This is a genomic window from Streptomyces sp. NPDC058864, assembly GCF_042742985.1.
Lineage (GTDB): Bacteria > Actinomycetota > Actinomycetes > Streptomycetales > Streptomycetaceae > Actinacidiphila.
The window spans coordinates 45228-66217 of record NZ_JBHYMQ010000037.1 but is presented as its reverse complement, the minus strand read 5'-3'; the positions used below and the strand labels follow the sequence as shown (position 1 = coordinate 66217).

The 20990-nt window shown below is 74.2% G+C and carries 17 protein-coding genes; 5 read left to right on the top strand and 12 right to left on the bottom strand.

What is annotated here, in order from left to right:
* The first annotated feature begins 331 nt into the window (after positions 1-331).
* Complete coding sequence (locus ACFW3D_RS25580) at positions 332-709, top strand: DUF1844 domain-containing protein (protein WP_500507453.1); 378 nt, start codon at positions 332-334, stop codon at positions 707-709.
* Positions 710-777: 68 nt separating this feature from the next.
* Here the strand turns inward: ACFW3D_RS25580 and ACFW3D_RS25575 are convergent, their stop codons facing one another.
* Positions 778-1512 carry an SseB family protein gene (locus ACFW3D_RS25575; RefSeq protein WP_500507451.1) on the bottom strand — a complete coding sequence of 245 codons (735 nt, stop codon included), beginning with the start codon at positions 1510-1512 and terminating at the stop codon, positions 778-780.
* Between the two features lie 97 nt (positions 1513-1609).
* Here ACFW3D_RS25575 and ACFW3D_RS25570 point away from each other — a divergent pair, with 97 nt between their 5' ends.
* Entirely contained in the window at positions 1610-2584 is a 975-nt protein-coding gene (locus tag ACFW3D_RS25570) for a serine hydrolase (RefSeq protein WP_500507450.1), read from the top strand.
* Here the strand turns inward: ACFW3D_RS25570 and mycP are convergent.
* Both mycP and ACFW3D_RS25560 read right to left on the bottom strand, forming a co-directional pair.
* A complete protein-coding gene (gene mycP / locus ACFW3D_RS25565; protein ID WP_500507448.1) occupies positions 2550-3743 on the bottom strand; it encodes a type VII secretion-associated serine protease mycosin in 1194 nt (397 codons plus the stop codon). The two genes, ACFW3D_RS25570 and mycP, sit on opposite strands and share 35 nt — an antisense overlap.
* Positions 3740-4975, bottom strand: coding sequence for a hypothetical protein (locus ACFW3D_RS25560; RefSeq protein ID WP_500507446.1), 1236 nt, complete (start codon positions 4973-4975; stop codon positions 3740-3742). The genes mycP and ACFW3D_RS25560 overlap by 4 nt, the downstream gene beginning before the upstream one ends.
* 147 nt (positions 4976-5122) lie before the next feature.
* On the opposite strand from ACFW3D_RS25560, the gene ACFW3D_RS25555 reads away from it, so the two are divergent.
* The gene (locus ACFW3D_RS25555) at positions 5123-6325 is read left to right on the top strand and encodes an amino acid deaminase/aldolase (protein ID WP_500507444.1); all 1203 of its coding nucleotides are present in this window, start codon (positions 5123-5125) and stop codon (positions 6323-6325) included.
* A 58-nt stretch (positions 6326-6383) separates the two neighbouring features.
* Here the strand turns inward: ACFW3D_RS25555 and ACFW3D_RS25550 are convergent, their stop codons facing one another.
* From ACFW3D_RS25550 to ACFW3D_RS25535, 4 genes are read right to left on the bottom strand one after another with little or no spacing between them, the layout of a single operon-like run.
* On the bottom strand, positions 6384-7346 hold the full coding sequence (locus tag ACFW3D_RS25550) for a DUF2510 domain-containing protein (RefSeq protein ID WP_500507472.1): 963 nt from the start codon (positions 7344-7346) through the stop codon (positions 6384-6386).
* Positions 7347-7399: 53 nt separating this feature from the next.
* Entirely contained in the window at positions 7400-8188 is a 789-nt protein-coding gene (locus tag ACFW3D_RS25545) for a 3-oxoacyl-ACP reductase (RefSeq protein WP_500507442.1), read from the bottom strand.
* Between the two features lie 8 nt (positions 8189-8196).
* Complete coding sequence (locus tag ACFW3D_RS25540) at positions 8197-9582, bottom strand: aldehyde dehydrogenase family protein (RefSeq protein ID WP_500507440.1); 1386 nt, start codon at positions 9580-9582, stop codon at positions 8197-8199.
* An 8-nt stretch (positions 9583-9590) separates the two neighbouring features.
* Positions 9591-10967, bottom strand: coding sequence for a glutamine synthetase family protein (locus tag ACFW3D_RS25535; protein ID WP_500507438.1), 1377 nt, complete (start codon positions 10965-10967; stop codon positions 9591-9593).
* Positions 10968-11072: 105 nt separating this feature from the next.
* Between ACFW3D_RS25535 and ACFW3D_RS25530 the strand changes: the two genes are divergently transcribed.
* On the top strand, positions 11073-11768 hold the full coding sequence (locus tag ACFW3D_RS25530) for a gamma-glutamyl-gamma-aminobutyrate hydrolase family protein (protein WP_500507436.1): 696 nt from the start codon (positions 11073-11075) through the stop codon (positions 11766-11768).
* On the opposite strand, the gene ACFW3D_RS25525 is transcribed toward ACFW3D_RS25530, so the two are convergent.
* Positions 11752-12204: a GNAT family N-acetyltransferase gene (locus ACFW3D_RS25525; protein WP_500507434.1), complete on the bottom strand. Its 453-nt coding sequence runs from the start codon at positions 12202-12204 to the stop codon at positions 11752-11754. The two genes, ACFW3D_RS25530 and ACFW3D_RS25525, sit on opposite strands and share 17 nt — an antisense overlap.
* Positions 12201-13151: an aminoglycoside phosphotransferase family protein gene (locus ACFW3D_RS25520; protein WP_500507432.1), complete on the bottom strand. Its 951-nt coding sequence runs from the start codon at positions 13149-13151 to the stop codon at positions 12201-12203. Before ACFW3D_RS25520 ends, ACFW3D_RS25525 begins: the two co-directional genes overlap by 4 nt.
* A gap of 815 nt (positions 13152-13966) precedes the next feature.
* Here ACFW3D_RS25520 and ACFW3D_RS25515 point away from each other — a divergent pair.
* Complete coding sequence (locus ACFW3D_RS25515) at positions 13967-17035, top strand: alpha-L-rhamnosidase-related protein (RefSeq protein ID WP_500507430.1); 3069 nt, start codon at positions 13967-13969, stop codon at positions 17033-17035.
* 78 nt (positions 17036-17113) lie between these two features.
* On the opposite strand, the gene ACFW3D_RS25510 is transcribed toward ACFW3D_RS25515, so the two are convergent.
* From ACFW3D_RS25510 to ACFW3D_RS25500, 3 genes are all read right to left on the bottom strand, one after another.
* On the bottom strand, positions 17114-17890 hold the full coding sequence (locus ACFW3D_RS25510; protein ID WP_500507429.1) for a helical backbone metal receptor: 777 nt from the start codon (positions 17888-17890) through the stop codon (positions 17114-17116).
* A 106-nt stretch (positions 17891-17996) separates the two neighbouring features.
* A complete protein-coding gene (locus ACFW3D_RS25505) occupies positions 17997-19796 on the bottom strand; it encodes an ABC transporter permease/substrate binding protein (RefSeq protein WP_500507428.1) in 1800 nt (599 codons plus the stop codon).
* On the bottom strand, positions 19789-20922 hold the full coding sequence (locus ACFW3D_RS25500) for a quaternary amine ABC transporter ATP-binding protein (protein WP_500507470.1): 1134 nt from the start codon (positions 20920-20922) through the stop codon (positions 19789-19791). Before ACFW3D_RS25500 ends, ACFW3D_RS25505 begins: the two co-directional genes overlap by 8 nt.
* Between the last annotated feature and the right edge of the window lie 68 nt (positions 20923-20990).

Genomic DNA, 20990 nt, shown 5'->3' with positions numbered 1-20990 from the left:
GGCGCGTAACGTCTGAAACTTGGTCCGACCCGTGAGGAGGCGCGAAAAACGCCCCGTACGGGTCACAGGCGGATGCTCCTCACAACCGGGAGCACCGCCGCGGCATTCCCGCGGGGCGCGTCGGGAGCCGCGTCCTCGTCCGGGGACACGGCACCTGACCGGTGACCCGCCGCCCTCGAGGGCCGGCAAGGTGGGAGATCGGAGCCTCCACTTGTGGGCTGGAGCGCTCCGTTTCCGTAACGTCCACGGGGTGTCCAGCCGGTCGATCGTCAAGCATACCAGTGTCCGACCGCAGACCGTAATCGGCCGACGTGGCCCTATCGTGTGAGGCATGAGTGACGCCAGCCCCCAGCACGAGTCCCCCTCCGCGGACCGCCCCGACTTCGACACGATGACCCGCGACATCGCGGACGTCCCGGCGGTCGAGGTGATCACCACGGTCGCGGTGCACCTGATGAGCGCGGCGGCGGTGAACCTCGGCCTCGCGGAGGACGGCGACCGGCACAAGGACCTCGACGAGGCGCGCAAGCTGATCACCGCGCTGGCCGGCCTGGTCACCGCCGGCGCGACCGAGATCGGCTCCTACCACGCCGCCCCGCTGCGGGACGGCCTGAAGTCCCTGCAGCTCGCCTTCCGTGAGGAGTCCGTCGTCCCCGACGCCCCGGGCGAGGGCCCGGGCGAGAAGTTCACCGGTCCCGTCCACGGCTAGGCCAGGCCCAGGACCCCGCCCCTCAGCCGAGTGCTCACGACGGCGTCGCCCCCGGTGGGGCGGCGCCGTCAGCGCGTGAAGAGCGGTTCGCCGGGCAGCCGGGTGCCGGCGGGGAGCAGGGCCAGCTCGATGCCGCGCACCAGCGCGCCGCGCAGCACCTCGTCCGCGGCCAGCGTCGCCGAGACGCGCTGCGCGACCCGGCCCACGTCGGCGCCCGGGTCCAGGACCAGCCCCAGCGTGCCGTCGGCGTCGGCGGACGGGACGAGGTGCGCGCGGACCACTTCCGGCGCCGTCCGCGCCGCGGCCCGCAGGGCCGCGCGGACCGCGGGGTCGGCCAGCGGGTCCGCGCCAGCGCGACCCGACGCGACGGCGCGCAGCGCGGCACCGGTCAGCGCGTACGGCACGGGCCCGGCCATGTCGATCAGCAGGGTGCCGGCCTTCTCGTGAGCCAGCGCCTGCAGCGCCTGGCCCAGCGGTACGGCGACCGGCCGGGCGTCCGGACGCCAGCGCGCGAGGGCCTCGGTGGAGGTGAACGCCGGGAGCGCCCTGCGCCCGTCGGCCGCCTGGATGGTGGGCACCGCCATGTCGCTGGTCTTCTCGCGGCGCAGCCCGTCCGGGCCCTCCTCGACCTCCCCCAGCAGCGCCACCACCGGCACCAGGAAGCGCGCGCCCGGGAGGGCCGCCAGCACCTCGGGCTCGGCCGACGGGTCGGCGTCGTACGCGGCGAGCGCCGCCGCGAGCCGGAGGTCGGCGGTGCCGTCGTCGTCGGAGAAGCCGGGGTCGGGGATGTTCTTGAGAGCCACCTCCCGAGGGTATCGGGGGCGCCGGGCGGGGATTTCTTACGCCCCCTTCATCCGCCTCTCACGGACCGCGCAGTTTCCGTCCCTAGCTTCCCTGGGCATGGCCACCGAGAACCCCGCCGCACGGCGTCCCGGCCGTACGGGCGTCACCGACCGTGTCCCCCGCGCGCCGCGCGGCATCGTGCGCGGTGTGACGGCGACAGCGCTGCTGGCGTGCGCCGTGCTCGGCACGGTGACGTACGGGGCGGCGGCGCCGCCGCGGACGGCGGTGATGACCGCGGCCGGGCCCGGCCGGGCGGCGAACGTGGCGATCGTGAAGGTGAGCGAGGAGCCCCGGGTGGTGTGGAGCGAGGTGCTGGCGACGGCGCTGCGGGACGTGTCCGGGGACCCGCGGGCGCGCTACTCGGTGGCGGTCCTGGACACCGCCTCGGGCGCCAGGGCGGTGCACGGGGACGGGCTGTACGACACGGCGAGCATCGTCAAGGTCGACATCCTGGCGGCGCTGCTGCTCCAGGCCCAGGACGCGGGACGCGATCTGACGGCGCAGGAGGAGGCCCGGGCCGAGGTGATGATCGAGGACAGCGACAACGCGGCGGCCACCGCGCTGTGGCGGGCGATAGGCCGGGGCCCCGGGCTGGAAGCCGCCAACCGCCGCCTCGGGCTCACCTCGACCACGGCCGGCAGCGGAATGCTGTGGGGACTGACCCGGACCACGGCGGCCGACCAGCTCACGCTGCTGCAACGGGTGTTCGGCTCCGACGGCGCCCTCGACGCGGCGTCCCGCGCGTACGTGCGGCGGCTGATGGGCCGGGTCACGGCCGCGCAGGCCTGGGGCGTGCCGACCGCCGCCGACGGCTCCTACGAGGTCAAGAACGGCTGGCTGCAGCGGAGTACGACCGGGCTGTGGGACGTCAACAGCATCGGGCGGGTCCGGGCGGGCGGCCGGACGTACCTGGTCGCCGTGGTCTCCCGCGGCAGTACGACGCAGGCCTCGGGCATCACGCTGGTGGAGCGGGCCGCGCGGGCGGCGGTGGCCGCGTTCAGCCGCGCCGGCGGCCGTTCCGGGAGTTCGTGAGCCGGGGCCGCAGCCACAACAGCGCGGCCGCCGCGAGCAGTCCGGTGCCGGCGACCGCGAAGGCCGCGGCGATGCCGTCGCCCAGGGCGTCCCCGTCGGCGGCCGCGGCCGCCTTCGCCGCGTCGGGACCGGCGCCGAAGTACTTGCGCGTGGAGGGGACGACGCTCGGCACGGTGCCCTCGGGCTTGAGCTTCGCCGCCGCCTTCAGCGCGGCCGCCGGGTCCACCAGGCCGTACCCGACGGCGTCGTCGCGGCCGCCCGCCGGGGTGCTCCGGGCGGTGTCCTCCAGCAGTCGCTTCACCTGCGCGGGGCTGAGCCGGGGGTAGGCGGAGCGGACGAGCGCGGCCGTGCCCGAAACGTAGGCGGAGGCGGTGCTGGTGCCCCAGCCTTCGTAGTAGCGGCGGTTGGGGTCCGCGATCACGACGTCGACGCCGGGCGCGGCGACCGCCGCGTACCAGCGGCGGGTGGAGAACGCGGCGCGGGAGCCGTAGCGGTCCACGGCGGCCACCGCGATGACGCCCGGGTACGCCGCGGGGTAGGAGGCCCGGTTGCCCTGCTCGCCGCCGTTGCCCGCGGAGGCGACGACGACCACGCCCTTGCGCAGGGCGTACTGGATCGCGTCGTCCTCCTGCGCCTCGGGGTGGGCGGTTCGGCTGTCGTCGCCGAGGGAGAGGTTGATGACGTCGGCGCCGTGGTCGGCCGCCCAGCGGATGCCGTCGGCGAGGGCGCTGCCTCGGGTGGTGCGGGCCTTCTTCCGCTGCGGGTCCTTGTCCTCCAGGATCACCCGCACCGGCAGGATCCTGGCCTCCGGGGCGATGCCCAGCACCCCGTCGGAACCGCCGGGGCCGTGGCCGTGCCCGGCGATGATCCCGGCCATGCCGGTGCCGTGCCGGGCCCAGGCGCTGTCGCCGCGACGGGCCCCGAAGCCGACCATGTCCTTGCCCTCGAGGACCCGCCCGGACAGGTCCGGGTGGGTGCCGTCCACGCCCGTGTCGAGGACGGCGACGGTGACGCCCGCACCCTTCGTCCGCTGCCAGGCCTCCTGCGCGTGCAGTGCGTCCAGCGCCCAGTCCGCGTCGCGTACGGCGTCGGCGTGGGCCGGGACGACGGGCAGCAGCACGAGGGCCGCGGCGGCCATCCCGGTGGCCAGTCGCCTCATCCGGAACCTCCCGTCGGGGTGGCGGTCAGCGAGCGCGCGGCACTGCGGGCCCGGCTGCCGACGGCGTCGGCCAGTGCGTCGGCCTCGTGGCCCAGACCGGCCTGGGCGGGCGCGGCCGTGGCGCCCGTGGTGACGGCCGAGGCGGCGGGCTGCGGGACGGCGACCTCGCGGCCGTCGGCGAAGCCGCTCACCGCGTACACGACGACGGGCAGGTCGGCGGCGACCGTGACGGTCCAGCTGGCGCGCTGGCGATCGCCGAAGCCGTCCGAGACGGTGCCGGGGAAGGCGACCGGACGGGGCATCAGATCGCCCCGCGAGCCGAGGCGTTCGGTCGTCCAGCGGTCGTGCAGCTTGCGCATCGCGGGGGCATCGGCCTTGGTGACGAGCAGTCCCACCGTGGTCACCGCGCTCGACGTGGCGTCGGTGTAGGTGGCGCGCAGCAGCTTCACGCAGCCGGCGGGGCGCAGCACCTTCGCCAGCAGCGGGTCGAAGGCCTCCTGGCAGTCGCTCGCCGGTGCCACGCCGATCCGCGTCCAGGTGCGCTCGGCGCCGCCCGGACCGAGGCCCCTGCCGTGCAGGGTGGGCGGGAAGAGCGTGTCGACGGGGGTGCTGTGCCACAGGCCGCGGGCGAGGGCGAAGTCGCGCTTGCTCGCCTCCGCCGCCGTAGGTGTGGGTGCGGCCGGGTCGTGGTTGATCCACAGGCCGGCGCCCGCGCCGCCGAGGAGGCCGAGGCCCAGCACCAGGCATAGCGCGGCGGCGGCCGTGCGGGGCCGCGCCTGGGCGGCGTGCGCGGGGGCGTGCGGCGGCCGGGGCGGGTACGGCGGCGGCGCGGAGGGCGGTACGGGCGAGGACCAGGCCGCGGCCGGGGGGTGCACGGGCACGGGCGCGGGCGGCACACCGGGAACGGCGGCGGGCGGCGGGGGCGGTACGGGCCCGGTGGGATAGGCGACGCCGACGGGGCCCCGCTCGCCCGCGGGGCGCGGATACGGGGGCGCCGGTACGGGGGCCGTGCCGTACAGCTCCTGGGGCAGGCCGCCCTCCGGCTCCCCGCCGGCGGGACCCGAGGCGGCCCAGGGCGCGGCTGCCCGGCCGGGGGCGGAGGTGGCGGCCCAGTGGGCGGGGGCGGAGGTGTGCGGGGCGGACGGGGCGGTGCCGTGGGGCGGCGGTATCGGGCGCGGAGGGGACCAGCTCGGCCGGGGGCTCGCTCCCCCGTTGTCGAAACCGGCGCTCACCCGGTGCCCCCTCACGGCCGCACGGCGGACGGCCCGTTCACGCGATGGACTGCGGCGTCACTCTACTGGGCGCGGCGACGTCTGGACGCTTCAGTACGGATCACTTGCCCCTACCGCTCGGTAGGGCCATTCTGGCAAGCTTCGCGCATGTCTGATCGCGGAGCAGCTCGCGCCCGGTACGACCGGGCCACCGCCCACCTCGACGCGCCGGTGGCGATCGTGGACCTGGAGGCGTTCGACACCAACGCGGACGACCTGGTCCGCAGGGCGGGCGGCAAGCCGATCCGGGTGGCGTCCAAGTCGGTCCGCTGCCGCGCGCTCCTGGAACGGGTGCTGGAGCGGGACGGCTTCGAGGGGATCATGTCGTTCACCCTCGCCGAGTCGCTGTGGCTGGCGCGTTCGGGCTTCGACGACGTCCTGCTGGCGTATCCGTCGGCGGATCGTTCCTGCTACGCGGAGCTGGCCGCGGACCCGAAGCTGGCCGCCGCGGTGACCGTCATGGTCGACGACGTGGCGCAGCTCGACCTCATCGACTCCTCACGGGCGGGCGGCTCCGAGATCGTCCGGGTCTGCCTGGAGCTGGACACCTCGCTGAGGATGCTGGGGGGCCGGCTCCGCATCGGGGCACTGCGCTCCCCGCTGCACCAACCGGAGCAGATGGCCGCGCTGGCCCGCGAGGTGTCCCGGCGGCCCGGCTTCAGGCTGGTGGGGATCATGGCGTACGAGGGCCATGTGGCCGGCGTCGGCGACTCGGTCAGCGGCCGGCCGCTGCGTTCGCGCGCGGTGCGGATGATGCAGGCCGCGGCGCGCCGGGAGCTGGCGGCGCGGCGCGCGGAGGTCGTGCGGGCGGTGCGGGAGGTGGCGCCCGGGCTGGAGTTCGTCAACGGCGGCGGGACGGGCAGCGTGCAGAGCACGGCCGCCGAGGACGCGGTGACGGAGATCGCCGCCGGGTCGGGCCTGTACGTGCCGCGGCTGTTCGACAACTACACGTCCTTCCGGGGCCGTCCGGCGGCGCTGTTCGCGCAGCCCGTGGTGCGGCGCCCGGGCGTCGGCGTCGTCACCGTCCTCGGCGGCGGATATCCGGCCTCGGGCGCGGCGGGCCGGGACCGGCTGCCCGTCCCCCACCTGCCGCAGGGGCTGCGCTACGACCCCCAGGAGGGGCCCGGCGAGGTGCAGACGCCGCTGATCGGTACGGCCGCCGACGACCTGCTGATCGGCGACAAGGTGTGGTTCCGGCACGCCAAGGCGGGCGAGCTGTGCGAGCGCTTCGACACGCTGCAACTGGTCGAGGGCGACCGGGTGGTGCGGGCGGTGCCGACCTACCGCGGCGAGGGCAGGACGTTCCTGTGACGCGCGGACGCCCCGGCCGGACGGACCGGACCGGGGCGCCCGCCTGCGGGGACGGGGGTCACACGCCGGTGCCGCCACCGGAGCCCGAGGCCTTGATGCCCTTGGTGATCTCGTCCATCACGGCGAGGCCGGGCGCCTTGGGGTTGATGTCGAAGCCGTAGCGGACCAGGACGAGCCTGTCGGGGTCCGACGGCGAGGGGAACACCAGCGACTGGACGTAGCCGTCGTCGCCCTTCTCCGTGACGACCTTCCAGCGCACCAGGTAGCCCTGTTCGCCGGCGACCGTGACCTTCTGCGACAGCAGCTGCGTGTGCGAGGTGATGTCGCCGTAGATCTTGCCGCCGTAGGCACCCTCGGCGTTGCCGGAGATGTCCTCCTTGGCCGCGGCCTCGGCGGTGGTGGACTTCAGCTTCACCGACGAGGCGGGCATGGAGAAGACACCGCCGCGCAGGCAGGTGCTGGAGGTGTCGCCGGGGCAGGCGTACTCGCCCACGGTGAGCTCCGCGAGCCCGTACCGGCTGGTGGCGCCGGTCCAGCCGTCGGGCACGGGCAGGCTGACGCCGTCGACGGCGTCCAGGGCGAAGCCGGGCTCGCTCTTGGGCAGGTTCGGCGCGCCATCGTCCGGGCCACCGCCGCCCGGGCCACCGCCGTCCGGGCCGGCGTCGTCGCCCTCCGGGCCCTGCCCGGGGGCTGAGAGGGAGGGGGCGGGCCGGGCGGAGTCCGCGCTGCCGCCGCCGCCCCTGCCGAGGGCGACGACTCCTCCGACCACCGCGCCGGCCACCACGACCGCGGCGACGACGGCGATCGCTATCAGACCGCCGCGCCGCTTGCGGGGAGCGGTGGGGAAGGCGCCGGGGTACTGCGGGTAGCCCGGCGCCCCCGCCGCGGCGCCGAACGCCGGGGCGGGGGGTGGAGCGGTGCGGGTGTACTCGGTCCACTCGGTCCCGTCCCACCAGCGCTCCAGAGCGGGCCCGTTGCCTGTCTGCCCGGGTTCTGGGTACCAGCCGGGCGGGGTCGTCATGGTCACGGCGTCACCCTAAGGCCCGGGCCTTAAGATTCCCGTCAGTCATCCGGTCACAGAGGGGTCACGTACGCGCCCGCGATGCCGCCGTCCACCAGGAACTCCGCCCCCGTGATGAACGAGGCGTCGTCGCTGGCCAGGAAGGCCACGGCGGCGGCGATCTCCTCCGCCTCCGCGAAACGGCCCACCGGAATGTGCACCAGGCGCCGCGCGGCGCGCTCCGGGTCCTTGGCGAACAGCTCCCGCAGCAGCGGGGTGTTGACCGGCCCCGGGCACAGCGCGTTGACGCGGATGCCCTCCCGGGCGAACTGCACGCCCAGCTCGCGGGACATCGCCAGCACGCCGCCCTTGGACGCGGTGTACGAGATCTGCGAGGTCGCCGCGCCCATGACGGCCACGAAGCTCGCGGTGTTGATGATCGAGCCCTTGCCCTGGCGCTGCATATAGGGCAGGGCCGCCTTGCAGCACAGGTACACCGAGGTCAGGTTGACCTCCTGGACGCGGCGCCAGGCGTCGATGCCGGTGGTGAGGATCGAGTCGTCGTCCGGGGGCGAGATGCCCGCGTTGTTGAAGGCGACGTCGACCGAGCCATAGGTGTCGTACGCCGTCCGGAACAGCGCCTCCACCTGTTCGGCGTCGGTCACGTCGGCCTCGACGAACAGCCCGCCGGTCTCCTCGGCGGCCGCCTTGCCCGCGGCCTCGTCGATGTCGGCGCACACCACGTGCGCGCCCTCGGAGGCGAGCCGGCGGGCCGAGGCGAGACCGATGCCGCTGCCGGCGCCGGTGACCACCGCCGTCCGGCCCACCAGGCGGCGGCACACCACTGCTTCTGCTTGCGTCATTGCCGGGATCACTCCTCCGTGCTGATGAAGACGTTCTTGGTCTCGGTGAAGGCGGCCAGCGCGTCCGGGCCGAGCTCGCGCCCGAGCCCCGACTGCTTGAACCCGCCGAACGGTGTCCAGTAGCGCACCGAGCTGTGGGAGTTGACCGACAGGTTGCCGGCGGCGGTGCCCCGGGCCAGCCGCAGCGCGCGGCCGACGTCGCGGGTCCAGATCGAGCCCGACAGGCCGTACGGGGTGGCGTTGGCCAGGCGCAGCGCGTCGGCCTCGTCCTCGAAGGGCAGCACGACGGCGACCGGGCCGAAGACCTCCTCCACCGCGACGCGCCCCGCCGGGTCGGCGGGGGTCAGCACGGTCGGCGGGTACCAGAAGCCCTTGCCCTCCGGTGCCGTGCCGCGGATCGCGACGGGGGCGTCGGGGGCCACGTAGGCGCGGACCCGGTCGCGCTGCACGGCGGAGATGAGCGGGCCCATGTCGGTCGCGGGATCGGCGGGGTCACCGACGCCGACGGCCAGGACGGCGGGCTCCAGCAGCTCCATGAAGCGGTCGTACGCCTGGCGCTGGACCAGGATCCGGGTGCGGGCGCAGCAGTCCTGCCCGGCGTTGTCGAGGAAGGCCATCGGGGCGGTCGCCGCGGCCTTCTCCAGGTCCGCGTCGGCGAAGACGATGTTGGGCGACTTGCCGCCGAGCTCCAGGGTGACCCGCTTGAGCGTGCCGGCGCAGGTGGCCATGATCTGCTTGCCGACGCGGGTCGATCCGGTGAAGACGATCTTCGCGACGCCCGGGTGCTCGACCAGGGCCGCCCCCGCGACCGGTCCCTCGCCCGGCAGCACCTGGAAGAGGTGCTCCGGCAGTCCCGCCTCCAGCGCCAGGTCCGCCAGCCGCAGCGCGGTCAGCGGGGTGGTCTCGGCGGGCTTGAGGATCACCGCGTTGCCCGCCGCGAGCGCCGGGGCGGTCCCCCAGGCGGCGATGGGCATGGGGAAGTTCCAGGGCGCGATGACGCCGACGACGCCGAGCGGTTCCAGGAAGGTGACGTCGATGCCGCCGGGCACCGGGATCTGCCGGCCGCTGAGCCGTTCGACGCCGCCCGCCGCGTAGTCGAGCAGGTCGCGGACGTTGCCGGCCTCCCAGCGGGCGTTGCCGGCGGCGTGCCCGGCCTCGCGCACCTCCAGGGCGGCCAGTTCACCGGCGTGGGCGTCCACGGCGGACGCGAAACGGCGCAGCAGCCGCGCCCGGTCGGCCGGGGCCAGGGCCGCCCAGCCCGTCTGGGCGCGGGCCGCACGGACGACGGCCGCGTCGACGTCCTCCCGGCCCGCCGCGGGGACGGTGGCGATCACCTCCTCGGTGGCCGGGTTCAGCACGTCCAGCGCTTCGAGCGGTTCGGGTGCTTCGGGCACTCGCTGCCTCACATGCGTTCGAAGGAGCGGTAGCGCTCCCAGTCGGTCACGGCGGTGTCGTACGCGTCCTGTTCGACGCGGGCCATGTTCAGGTAGTGCTCGACGACCTCGTCGCCGAAGGCAGCGCGGGCGATCGGGCTGGCCTCCCACAGCTCGGCGGCCTCGCGCAGCGTGGCCGGCACGTGCGCCGCGCCGTCGCTGGCGTAGGCATTGCCCGTGACGGGTTCGGGCAGGGTGAGCTTCTGCTCGACGCCGTGCAGCCCGGCGGCGATCATCCCGGCGACGGCGAGGTAGGGGTTGACGTCGCCGCCCGGCACCCGGTTCTCCAGGCGCAGCGCCGACGGGGAGTGCCCGACCACGCGCAGGGCGCAGGTGCGGTTGTCGGGGCCCCAGGCGACGGCGGTGGGGGCGAAGGAACCGGGGCGGAACCGCTTGTAGGAATTGATGTTCGGCGCGTACAGCAGCGAGAAGTCGCGCAGCGCGGCGAGCTGCCCGGCCAGGAAGTGCCGCATCGTCTCCGACATGCCGCCCGGCTCGTCGCCCGCGAAGACCGGCTGCCCCTCCTCGTCGCGCAGCGAGAGGTGGATGTGGCAGGAGTTGCCCTCGCGTTCGTTGTACTTCGCCATGAAGGTGAGGGAGTAGCCCTCCTGCGCGGCGATCGACTTGGCGCCGGTCTTGTAGACGCTGTGCTGGTCGCAGGTGACCAGGGCCTTGTCGTAGCGGAAGGCGATCTCGTGCTGGCCGAGGTTGCACTCGCCCTTGGCGGACTCCACGCGCATCCCGGCGGCGCCCATCTCGTTGCGGATGCGGCGCAGCAGCGGCTCCACGCGGCCGGTGCCGAGCAGGGAGTAGTCGACGTTGTACTGGTTGGCGGGGGTCAGGTCGCGGTAGCCGTTCGTCCAGGCCTGCTCGTAGCTGTCCTTGAAGACGATGAACTCCAGCTCGGTGCCCGCGTACGCGGACCAGCCGCGCTCGGCGAGGCGCTCGGTCTGGCGGCGCAGGATCTGCCGGGGCGAGGGGGCGACCGGGGTGGAACCGTGGTCGAGCAGCCGCAGGTCGGCGATGACGAGCGCGGTGGCGGCGTCCCAGGGGGTGATCCGCAGGGTGCCGAGGTCGGGGTGCATGGCGAAGTCGCCGTAACCCCGCTCCCAGGAGGACAGGGCGTAGCCGTCCACCGTGTTCATGTCGGCGTCGACGGCGAGCAGGTAGTTGCACCCCTCGGTGCCGTGCTCCAGGACGTCGTCGAGGAAGTGCCGGGCGGCGAAGCGCTTGCCCTGGAGGCGCCCCTGCATGTCGGTGAAGGCGACGACCACCGTGTCGATCTCTCCGGAGTCGACGCGACGTCGCAGGTCGTCGGTGCTGAGCGGGGCTGTTCGGTGCACCACGGGTGATCACCTCTCCTACCGGCCGACAGGTGATCCAAAAGTACGGGCCCGGGGCCCAGTTGGGTACGGTGCAAGAAGAAATCCGCGCGTCGCAGGGAGGCTCCCGTGGCCCGTCCGCTGATCGGTGTCAGCACCTACTGGGTCGACTCGGCCCGCTGGGGCGGCTGGGACCTGCCCTCCGCCCTGATCCCCGCGGGGTATCCGCTGCTCGTACGGCGTTCCGGCGGCCTCGCCGCGCTGCTCCCGCCGGACGACCCGGCCCACGCCGCGGACGCCGTGGCCCGGCTGGACGCCCTGGTGGTCTCCGGCGGCCCGGACGTCGAACCCGCGCGCTACGGCGCCGAGCCCGACCCGCGCACCGACCCGCCCGCGCGGGAGCGCGACGCCTGGGAAATCGCCCTCATCGACGCCGCCCTCGCCGCCGGGTTGCCCCTGCTGGGCATCTGCCGGGGGATGCAACTGCTCAACGTCGCCCTCGGCGGCACGCTCACCCAGCACATCGACGGCCACCGCGGCCCCCGGGTGGGCGTGTTCGGCGGCCACACCGTCAAGCCCGTCCCCGGCACGCGCTACGCGGAGGCGGTGCCGGAGGCCATGACCGTCCCCACGTACCACCACCAGGCGGTGGACGCCCTCGGCCGCGGCCTGGTGGTCGCCGCCCACGCCGAGGACGGCACCCCGGAGGCCGTCGAGCTGCCGGGCGAGCGCTTCGTGCTGGGCGTGCAGTGGCACCCGGAGATGGACGAGGACGAGCGGGTGATGCGGGCGCTGGTCGCCGCGGCGGTCAGAGCTGCATCTTGAAGCCGACGTGCGAGGCGGTGAAGCCGAGCCGCTCGTAGAAGCGGTGCGCGTCGGCGCGGGCCCGGTCCGAGGTGAGCTGCACCAGCGTGCACCCCAGACGGCGGGACTCCTCGACCGCCCACTCGATCATCAGCGTCCCCAGACCGCCGCCGCGGGCGTCGCGGTGCACCCGTACCGCCTCGATGACCGAGCGCGTCGTGCCGCGCCGTGACAGCCCCGGTATCACCGACAGTTGCAGCACCCCGACGAGCGCGCCGTCCCGCTCCGCGACGACCACGTGCTGCCCGGGGTCGGCTGCGACGCGTTCGTACGCCGCGTAGTACGGCTCCAGGTCGTCCGGGGTCTCCCGGCCCCGGCCGAGGCCGTCGTCGGCGAACATCGCGACGACGGCGGGGATGTCGGTGCGGGTGACGGGACGGAAGTGGAGGTCGCTCATGCGTGCAGCGTAGGACGCAGCCTGGTGCGCAGCCACGACAGGGCCGCCTCCCCCTGCGCGCGCTGGAAGGCGCGCAGCGTGGGCAGCCCCGGAGGCGCCGGCCGGCGGGCGTGGACCAGGAACATCCCGGTGAGCGCCGCCAGCGCCGCGTCCACCGCCTCGGGGTGCGCGTCACGCGCCGGCGGGTGGGCGGCGAAGAGGCCGTCCGGCTCGGGACCGCCCTGCATCGCGATGCTCGGCAGCATGCAGAGCAGGTCGAACCACGGGGTGGACGTGCAGGCCCACGGCCAGTCCACGAACACGACCCGGCCGTGCGGGGTCAGCAGGATGTTGTCCGCCCGCAGATCGCCGTGGGCCAGCGTGTCGCCGGCCAGCGCCTGCGGCCAGCCCGACTCCAGGGCGGCGAGGTCGTCCAGATGCGCCGCCGCCCAGGGATCGAGGCCGCTCAGGTCGTCCGTCCCGGCGTCCCGGTCCGCGGCCAGCTCCGCCCAGCAGCCGAAGCTGCCCGCGAGGCGTTCGGCGGCCGGGGGCGCGGCGACCGGACTCGGCGTCAGCCGGACGGCCAGGCCGGCCAGCGCGTCCATGACGCGGCGCAGTTCCTCCGCGTCCCAGGGGCTGGCCGGGGTGCGGCCGGGCACGTCCTCGAAGGCCAGGACGACCCAGCCGTCCTGCTCGAAGGAGTGCAGCAGACGCGGTGCCGGGATGTCCCGGGGCAGGTCCGCGGCGATCCGGGCCTCGGCCCGGTGGATGTGCGGGGAATCCGGATTCTGCTCCGGGCCGACGGCCTTCACGAAGGCGCGGCGGCCGTCGGTGAGGGTGAGGCGGGCCGCCACGCCCGGGGAGAATCCGCCCGTCTGGTCGTCGGCGCGGGCCACGGGGGCGCGCAGGCGTGCCTCCACGGCGGTGGCGAGGCCGCGGGGGAGGGAGGTCCAGGGGGCGCGTGTCATCTCCCGAGGATCGCGGGCTGCGCCCGCGGGGGCCAACGGGTTTTGTCCGTGCGGGGCGGTTGTCCGTGTGCGGGTTGTTTTCGTGTGCGGGTCCGTTGCGCCTGCGGCGGGCGGTTTCCCCGCCGCCCGCCCGTGGTCCCGGTCGGTCAGTGCGGGTCTCGCTGTGTCCGTCTGTGGGTCGGTGGCGCGCCGGCGCACGTCCTCAGCGCTCGCGGATTCGCCGGGCCGTTGCGTCACCGGCATCACCGCTCGTCTCCCCCAGCCTTCGGCCGGGGGGACCCCCATGGGCGCACCCCGCCACACCCCCTCCTGTTGAGTAGGCGACTGACGCCAGTGGGGGTGAAGAGGCAATCCGAGGTCACCCCGGACCGCTTCATCCCCCCACCGGGCGTTGGTCGCCGGTGATACGGAGGGGGGTGGGGTCGTAGGGGTGGGCGTTCTGAACGCTGACGTGTATTTGTTGTGCGGCAGAGCGGCACCGATCCGGATTGCCCGCCATGCACATAAATATGCGGTACAGAATGCCCACCCCGGAGGCGCCGCCCCCGGCCCACCCACGAAACCCGGCGAGACCCGCACCAACCGTCCCCGGGGCAACGGGCGGGCGGGCGGGGAAAAACCAAACCGCAACCACAAACGGCCCGCACACGGACAACCGGCCCGCAGCCGAACGCGTCCCGGGTTCAACGGCGCTCCGCGCCGGAGGCGTTGACAGCGCACCAGGGGCCTCCATAGGCTCCCCGTTCACAGGATTGAAACGTATCAATAGTCTACGCACGCGGATTGAAACGTTTAAACCCCACTCAGAGGTGCCCATGAAACGACGTCGACTCACCGTCCTCGCCTTCGCTCTCGGCCTGACGCTGGCCGCGGCGACGCCCCAGGCCTTCGCCGACCACGCGCCCGCCCGCAACCACGCCCCGGACGCGCCGACGGGCCTGACGGTGGACGACCGCACGGAACCGCTCGCCCTCGACGGCTCGCCGCGCTTCGGGTGGCTGCCCCGGGACGGCGACTCCGACGAGGTCCAGACCGCCTACCAGGTCGTCGTGCGGGTCCCCGGCGGCCGCGCGCTGTGGGACAGCGGCAAGGTCCACGGGTCCGAGCAGTCCTGGGTGCCGTACGGCGGTCCCGCCCTGGCACCGGGGACGGTCTACCAGTGGAAGGTGCGGACCTGGGACCGCGCCGGCGCGGCCTCCCCCTACTCGGCCGGCGCGTCCTTCGGCACGGGCCTGACGGACGGGGACTGGTCCGGCGCCCAGTGGATCCGCCGTCCCGCCACCGGGAACGACGCGAGCAACGAATGGACGGCGGCCCGCAAGGTCGTCCCGGTGTCGGCGGGCAGCCCCGTGGTCGGCGCCCGGGTGTACGTCGCGGCCTCCGGCGACTGGCAGCTCGACGTCAACGGCGAGACCGTGCAGCGCAGTTCGTCCTACGAGTACGCCGGCGAGGGCTTCTACGACGTCGCCGCCGTCAAGGGCGTCAAGGCGGGCCGCGACCTGGCCGTGGGCGTGCTGACGCACTACTGGTCCTGCAAGTGCCAGGGCCGGGCCAACGGCCCGAACGCCCCCGAGGGCCCCTCCGGGCTGCTGGTCAAGGTGGTGGTCGAGCACGCGGACGGCACCCGTGACGTGGCCGTCTCCGACGGCACCTGGAAGGTGCACCGCTACGAGCCGCAGCGGGTCGACACCCTGACGTACCGCAACGGCGACGCCGGCGACCGGGTGGAGTACTACGACGCCACGGTCGAGCCGACCGGCTGGAACACCCCCGGCTACGACGACTCCGGCTGGGCCGCCGCCACCGTCGTCGGCGCCCACCCGCGGCCGAACCCGGACAACTGCGCGCCGTACGAGGGTGGTTCGTCCCCGTGCGCCTTCACCCACCTGTCGGCGCTGGAGGCCCACCTCACGCAGCGGACCGTCCACCCGGTGTCGCTGCTGCACCTGCCCGACGGCACCGTCCTCGCCGACTTCGGCAAGGTGTACGCCGCGGTGCCCTCGGTACGGCTGCGCGCCGGCACCGCCGGCCGGCAGCTGACGTTCACCACGAGCTACCGCCGCAGCAACTCCACGCTGAGCGCCGCCGTGCGCGCCGGGGACGCCTCGGTGACGCTGGCGAACACGGCGAACGTCCACGCGGGCGACGAGATCGTCGTCGACGCCCCCGCGACGGGGTACGGCGCCGGACACCCCGAGACCCGCACCGTGAACGCGGTGGACGGCACGACGGTGACCCTGGACCGCCCCCTGGGCAAGGACCACGCCGCCGCGAGCTGGGTGGAGAACTCCCGCGCGGGAACCTCGGGCCTGGACACCCAGGGCAGCAACATGCGCTTCTACTACACCGAGAAGGACGGACCCCAGACCGCCCGGGCCTTCACCTACTGGGGCTGGCGCTACCTGCAGATCAGCGACCCGGGCGAGAAGCTGACCACGCGGGACGTCACCGCCGTCGTCCAGAACACCGACGCGGCGCACCCCGCCACGTTCCGCAGCAGCGACGGCACCCTGGACCGGGTCTTCTCCCTGATGCAGCGTTCCGCGCTGCAGTCCGCGCAGAACGTCTTCCTGGACACCCCGACCCGTGAGAAGGGCCAGTTCCTCGGCGACACCGTCGACGAGTCCTTCGCGACGATGGCGGCGTCGGGCGAACGCAGCCTGACCCGCCAGGCCATCGTGTCCTTCATGAACTCCCAGGCGCGCTACTGGCCCAACGGCGCCCTGAACTCCGTCTACCCCAACGGCGACGCCAAGCGGGACATCCCCGACTACACCGAGATGTTCCCCGAGTGGGTGATGCGCTACTACCGCACGACGGGCGACCGCGAACTGCTCGCCCGGGCTCTGCCCGTGATGCGCAACGTCGCCGACTACATCTCCGCGGCGGTGGACGACCGCGGCCTGGTCGCCGACCTGCCCGGCGGCAGCGGCGCCTACCTGCACGGCATCATCGACTGGCCCTCCCCGATGCGGTACGGCTACGTCACCGACGGCAACGTGAACCGCACCGTCGTCAACGCCCTGGGCGTCGGCGCGATGCGGTCGGTCGCCGAGGCCGCCGACGCGCTCGGCGACCACTCCACCCGGGACGTCTACGACGACCGCGCGGAGCAGCTGACGGCGGCGATGCGGGAGCGGTTGCGGGACGGCGGCACCGGCCTGTGGTCGGACGGTCTGTCCTCGGACGGCACCCTGATCGCGCATCAGAGCGAGCACGCGCAGAGCTTCCCGGTCGCCTACGGCGTCGCGGAGCCCGGCGAGTACGCCGCGCTGGGCGCGGAGCTGACCCGCCAGGGGATGCGGCAGGGGCCGATGACGCTGCGGACCCTGCTGGAGGCGCTGCGCGTCGTCGACCGCCCGGACACGCTGGTGCGGATCCTCACCGATCCCTCCGCCGACGGGCCCGCGCAGGTCCTGGCCGAGGGCGGCACCTTCCTGTGGGAGCAGTGGACTCCGGGGTGCGCGAGCAGTGACTGCGCGCCCGGCCAGGTCTCGCAGAGCAGCAGCGAGAGCATGTCGCACGGCTGGGGCGGCGCGGGTGTCGTCGGGGTGCTGGAGAGCGTGCTCGGCCTCACGGTGACCAGCCCGGGCGGCGCGTCGGTGCGGATCGCCCCGGCGGATTCGGGCGTGAGCCACGCCTCGGGCAGCCAGTGGACCGAGCGCGGCACGGTCGGCGTCGACTGGCGGCGGAACCGGCACGGGGTGGACACGACGGTCGAGGTGCCGGTCAACGTGACGGCGACGGTCGCGCTGCCCGTGGTTGCGGGCGGCCGTTACACGGCGGCGGGCAGCCACGCCACGTACCTGGGCGTCCAGGACGGCCGGGCGCTCTACCGGGTCGGATCCGGCCGCACGGTCTTCACGGCCGTGTCGCGCGGCTGACCCCGGTTCCTCCCCGGCGCACGCGACGGCCACGGGCCCCGCGTGCGCCGGGGGCGTCCACGGCGCGGGCCACCGGGCTCAGCCGCCGCGCCGGGCGGGGGCCGGCCCGGCCGGGGCCGGCGGGGCGAGGGCGGCGGCGAGCACGGCCGGCGCCTCGGCGAGGGACGGGCCGTACCAGGTGAGGTGGCGGCCGCTGACCAGGGCCGCGGGTATGTCCGGGAACGCCTCGGGCCCGTCGTCCGCCGTGAACCGGTACGGCTCGTCCGGGAGCACGACGAGGTCCGCCCCGCTGCCGGTGAGCTCGCCGATGGGCACCCGGGGGTAGCGCTCCTGGTGGTTCCCGTAAACGTTCTCGACGCCCAGCCGGGCCAGCAGGTCGCCGGCGAAGGTGTCCCGGCCGAGCACCATCCAGGGGCGGCGCCAGACGGGGACGACGGCCCTGCGGAGGGGGGTGGCGGGCGGCAGCGACGCCCAGGCCTTCTCCGCGGCGTCGAGCCAGGCCGGGCGCGGCAGCCCGCAGGCCTCGACGACCACGCGGTGCAGTTCCCGGAAGGCCTGCGGAAGGCTGCGCACCTCGGTGACCAGCACCGTCAGCCCGGCCGCGCGCAGCGCGTCGAGGTCGGGGGCGCGGTTCTCCTCCTCGTTGGCGATCACCAGGTCTGGAGCGAGCCGGACGATCTCCGCGATGTCGGGGTTCTTCGTTCCCCGGACCCGCGTGACGCGCAGGTCGGCCGGCTGGTTGCACCAGTCGGTCGCGCCGACGAGCAGGGCGGGCGCCGTGGTCGCCACCGCCTCGGTGAGCGAGGGGACGAGGGAGACCACACGCCGTGCGGGGCCGGAGTCGCGACGGGTCATGTGCCCACCGTATCCATCCGCGCCGGGCGGGGAGGGCCGGACGGCGCGGCTCCGGCACGAGGGAGGGGAAGTGCCGGTGCCGCGCCGTCCGGGGCCGGGATGCCGGTCAGCCGACCGGGGCGAGCCGGTCCGTGACGCCGGGGTGGGCGTCGAGCCAGTCGCGGACGCCGTCCTGCTCGTGGCCGTGGCCGGCCTTGTGGACGGCTCCTTCCAGGCCGGTGAGCTCCTTCTCGCTCAGCTTGAAGTCCGCCAGCCACTTCGCGACCTTCGGCTCGTCGCCGGCGAAGCCGTTGCGGGCGAGGGTGTGGATGCCGTCGCCCTTGCCCCAGGCGCCGAGCGGGTCCTTCAGTTTCTTCAGGCTGTGTTCGCTGTAGGCCCAGTGCGGGGACCACAGGGTCACGACGACGGGCTCCTTGGCCTTGATGGAGCGGTCGAGCTGGGCGAGCATGCTCGCCGTCGAGCCCGTGGTGACCTTGTACTCGCCCTCCAGCCCGTACTTCTCCAGCACCGTGTCGTTGAGCATCTTCATCATCCCGGCGCCGGGCTCGATGCCGATGATCCGGCCGCCGAACTGCTTGCCCCTGCCCTTGAGGTCGGCCAGTGAGTCGATGCCCTTGACGTAGGAGGGCACCGTCAGTTCGAGTGAGGTGGGGCCGTACCAGGAGCCGTAGTCGTCCAGCTCGTTCTTGTACTTCTCCCAGTACGACCGGTGCGTGACGGGCAGCCAGGAGTCGGTCTCGAAGTCGACGCGCCCCGCGGACATGCCGGTGTACAGGGCGCCGACGTCGTACTGGGTGACCTTCGGCTCGTACCCGCGCCGCTCCAGCAGTTCCTTCCAGAGGTAGGTGGAGGCGATGCCCTCGTCCCAGGGGATGTAGCCGATGTCGACCCGGCGGCCCTTGCCGACATCGTCGGCCTCGGGGACGGCGGTGCCCTCGTCGCCGCCGGCGAAGACGCCCATTCCGCCGGCGACCAGGGCGAGGGCGACGATGCCGACGACGGCGACGGAGGTCTGCGGGCGGTACTTCCACAGCTGCAGGCCGCGCGGGGAGGCGGCCGCGGCCATGGCGCGCCGGCCCAGCGGGGAGACGCGGGTGCCGAGGGCGCCGGTGACGCGGTCGAGGTACATGGCGAGGATGACCACGGACAGGCCGGCCTCGAAGCCGAGGCCGATGTCGACCTGGCTGATGGCGGTGAACACGGAGGCGCCGAGACCGCCGCCGCCGACCATGCCGGAGATGACGACCATGGACAGTGCCAGCATGATCACCTGGTTGACGCCCGCCATGATCGTGGGGAGCGCGAGCGGCAGTTGCACCCGCATCAGGGTGCTGCGCGGGGCGGTGCCGAAGGCCTCCGCGGCCTCGACGAGCTCCTCGTCGACCTGCCGGATGCCGAGTTCGGTCATGCGCACGCCCGGCGGCAGGGAGAAGACGATGGTGGCGATGATGCCGGGCACCTGGCCGACGCCGAAGAAGAAGATGCCGGGGATCAGGTAGACGAAGGCGGGCATCGTCTGCATGAAGTCCAGCACCGGGCGCAGGGCGGCGGAGACGGTGCGGTTGCGCGCCGACCAGATGCCGAGCGGCACGGCGAGCACGATGGTGATCACGGTGGCGACGAGCACCAGGGACAGGGTGTCCATGGCCTCGTCCCACTGCTGCACGGAGACGACGACGGCCAGGCCCGCGAAGGCGAGCACGCCCGCGGTCAGTCCGCGCAGCCACAGCGCGAGGATCGCGAGGATGCCGGCGAGCAGCAGTGGCGCGGGGGCCCGCAGCACGGCGTCCAGGCCGTCGTACATGCCGGAGACGACGGCGCTGATGACGTCGAAGAGCGGGCCGAAGTGGTCGCGCAGATAGGTGACGGCGCTGTCGGTCCAGTCGCCGAGGGGCAGCCTAGGCACGCGCCGCCTCCTTCCGCGGCCGGCCCGGCACCCTGGGCGCGGCGCCCTTCGCGGGTGCGGGGTCCACGGCCGGGGCCGTGCCGTCGGTGCAGGGCGTCGCCGGGCCGTCGTGGTCGCCGAGCGCGGCCAGCAGCCGGTCCTTGGCGATGACGCCGACCACGTAGCCGGCCTCGTCGCGGACGGCCACGGGGTGCGGGACGCGCGCGCTGACCGGCAGGACGTCGGCGAGCGGGGTGCGCGGAGTGACCGTGTCGCAGCGGCAGTCGCCCGCGTCGGGGCGCTGCGGCGGCTCCATGACGGTGCCGGCGGTCAGCACGCGGGAGCGGTCGACGTCGTGCACGAAGGAGCTGACGTACTCGTCGGCGGGGCGCAGCAGGATGTCCTCGGGGGTGCCGATCTGCACGATGCGCCCGTCGCGCATGACGGCGACGCGGTCGCCCAGGCGCATGGCCTCGTTGAGGTCGTGGGTGATGAAGACGATGGTCTTCTTCAGGCTGCGCTGCAGTTCGAGCAGCTGGTCCTGCATGTCGCGGCGGATCAGCGGGTCCAGGGCGCTGAAGGACTCGTCCATCAGGAGCACGTCGGCGTCGGTCGCGAGCGCGCGGGCCAGGCCAACGCGCTGCTGCATGCCGCCGGAGAGCTCGTCGGGCCAGGAGTCGCCCCAGCCGGACAGGCCGGTGAGTTCCAGGGCGTGCGCGGCACGCTCCTCGCGCTCCTTGCGGGCGACGCCCTGCACCTCCAGGCCGTAGGCGGCGTTCTGGAGCACGCTACGGTGCGGGAAGAGGGCGAAGTGCTGGAAGACCATGCTGATGCCGTGCGAGCGCACGCGGCGCAGTTCGCGGGGGCTGAGTGCGGTGAGGTCGCGGCCGTCGAAGAGCACCCGTCCCGCGGTGGGCGGATTGAGCCCGTTGAGCGTGCGCAGCAGGGTGGACTTGCCCGATCCGGACAGGCCCATGACGACGAAGATCTCGCCCTCGCGGACGTCGAAGCTCGCGTCGATCACCGCGGCGGTCGTACCGCTCGCGCGCAGCTCGTCGCGTCCGGCTCCGGCCTCCAGACGGCGCACGCCGTCCTCGGGGTCGGCACCGAACACCTTGTACAGATGCTCTGCCTGCAGCCTGTACACATACACCTCACGTGTCGTAGGGAGGACGACCGGCTGCCCCCGCACGCTGGTCGTGGAGCGCTCCTGTC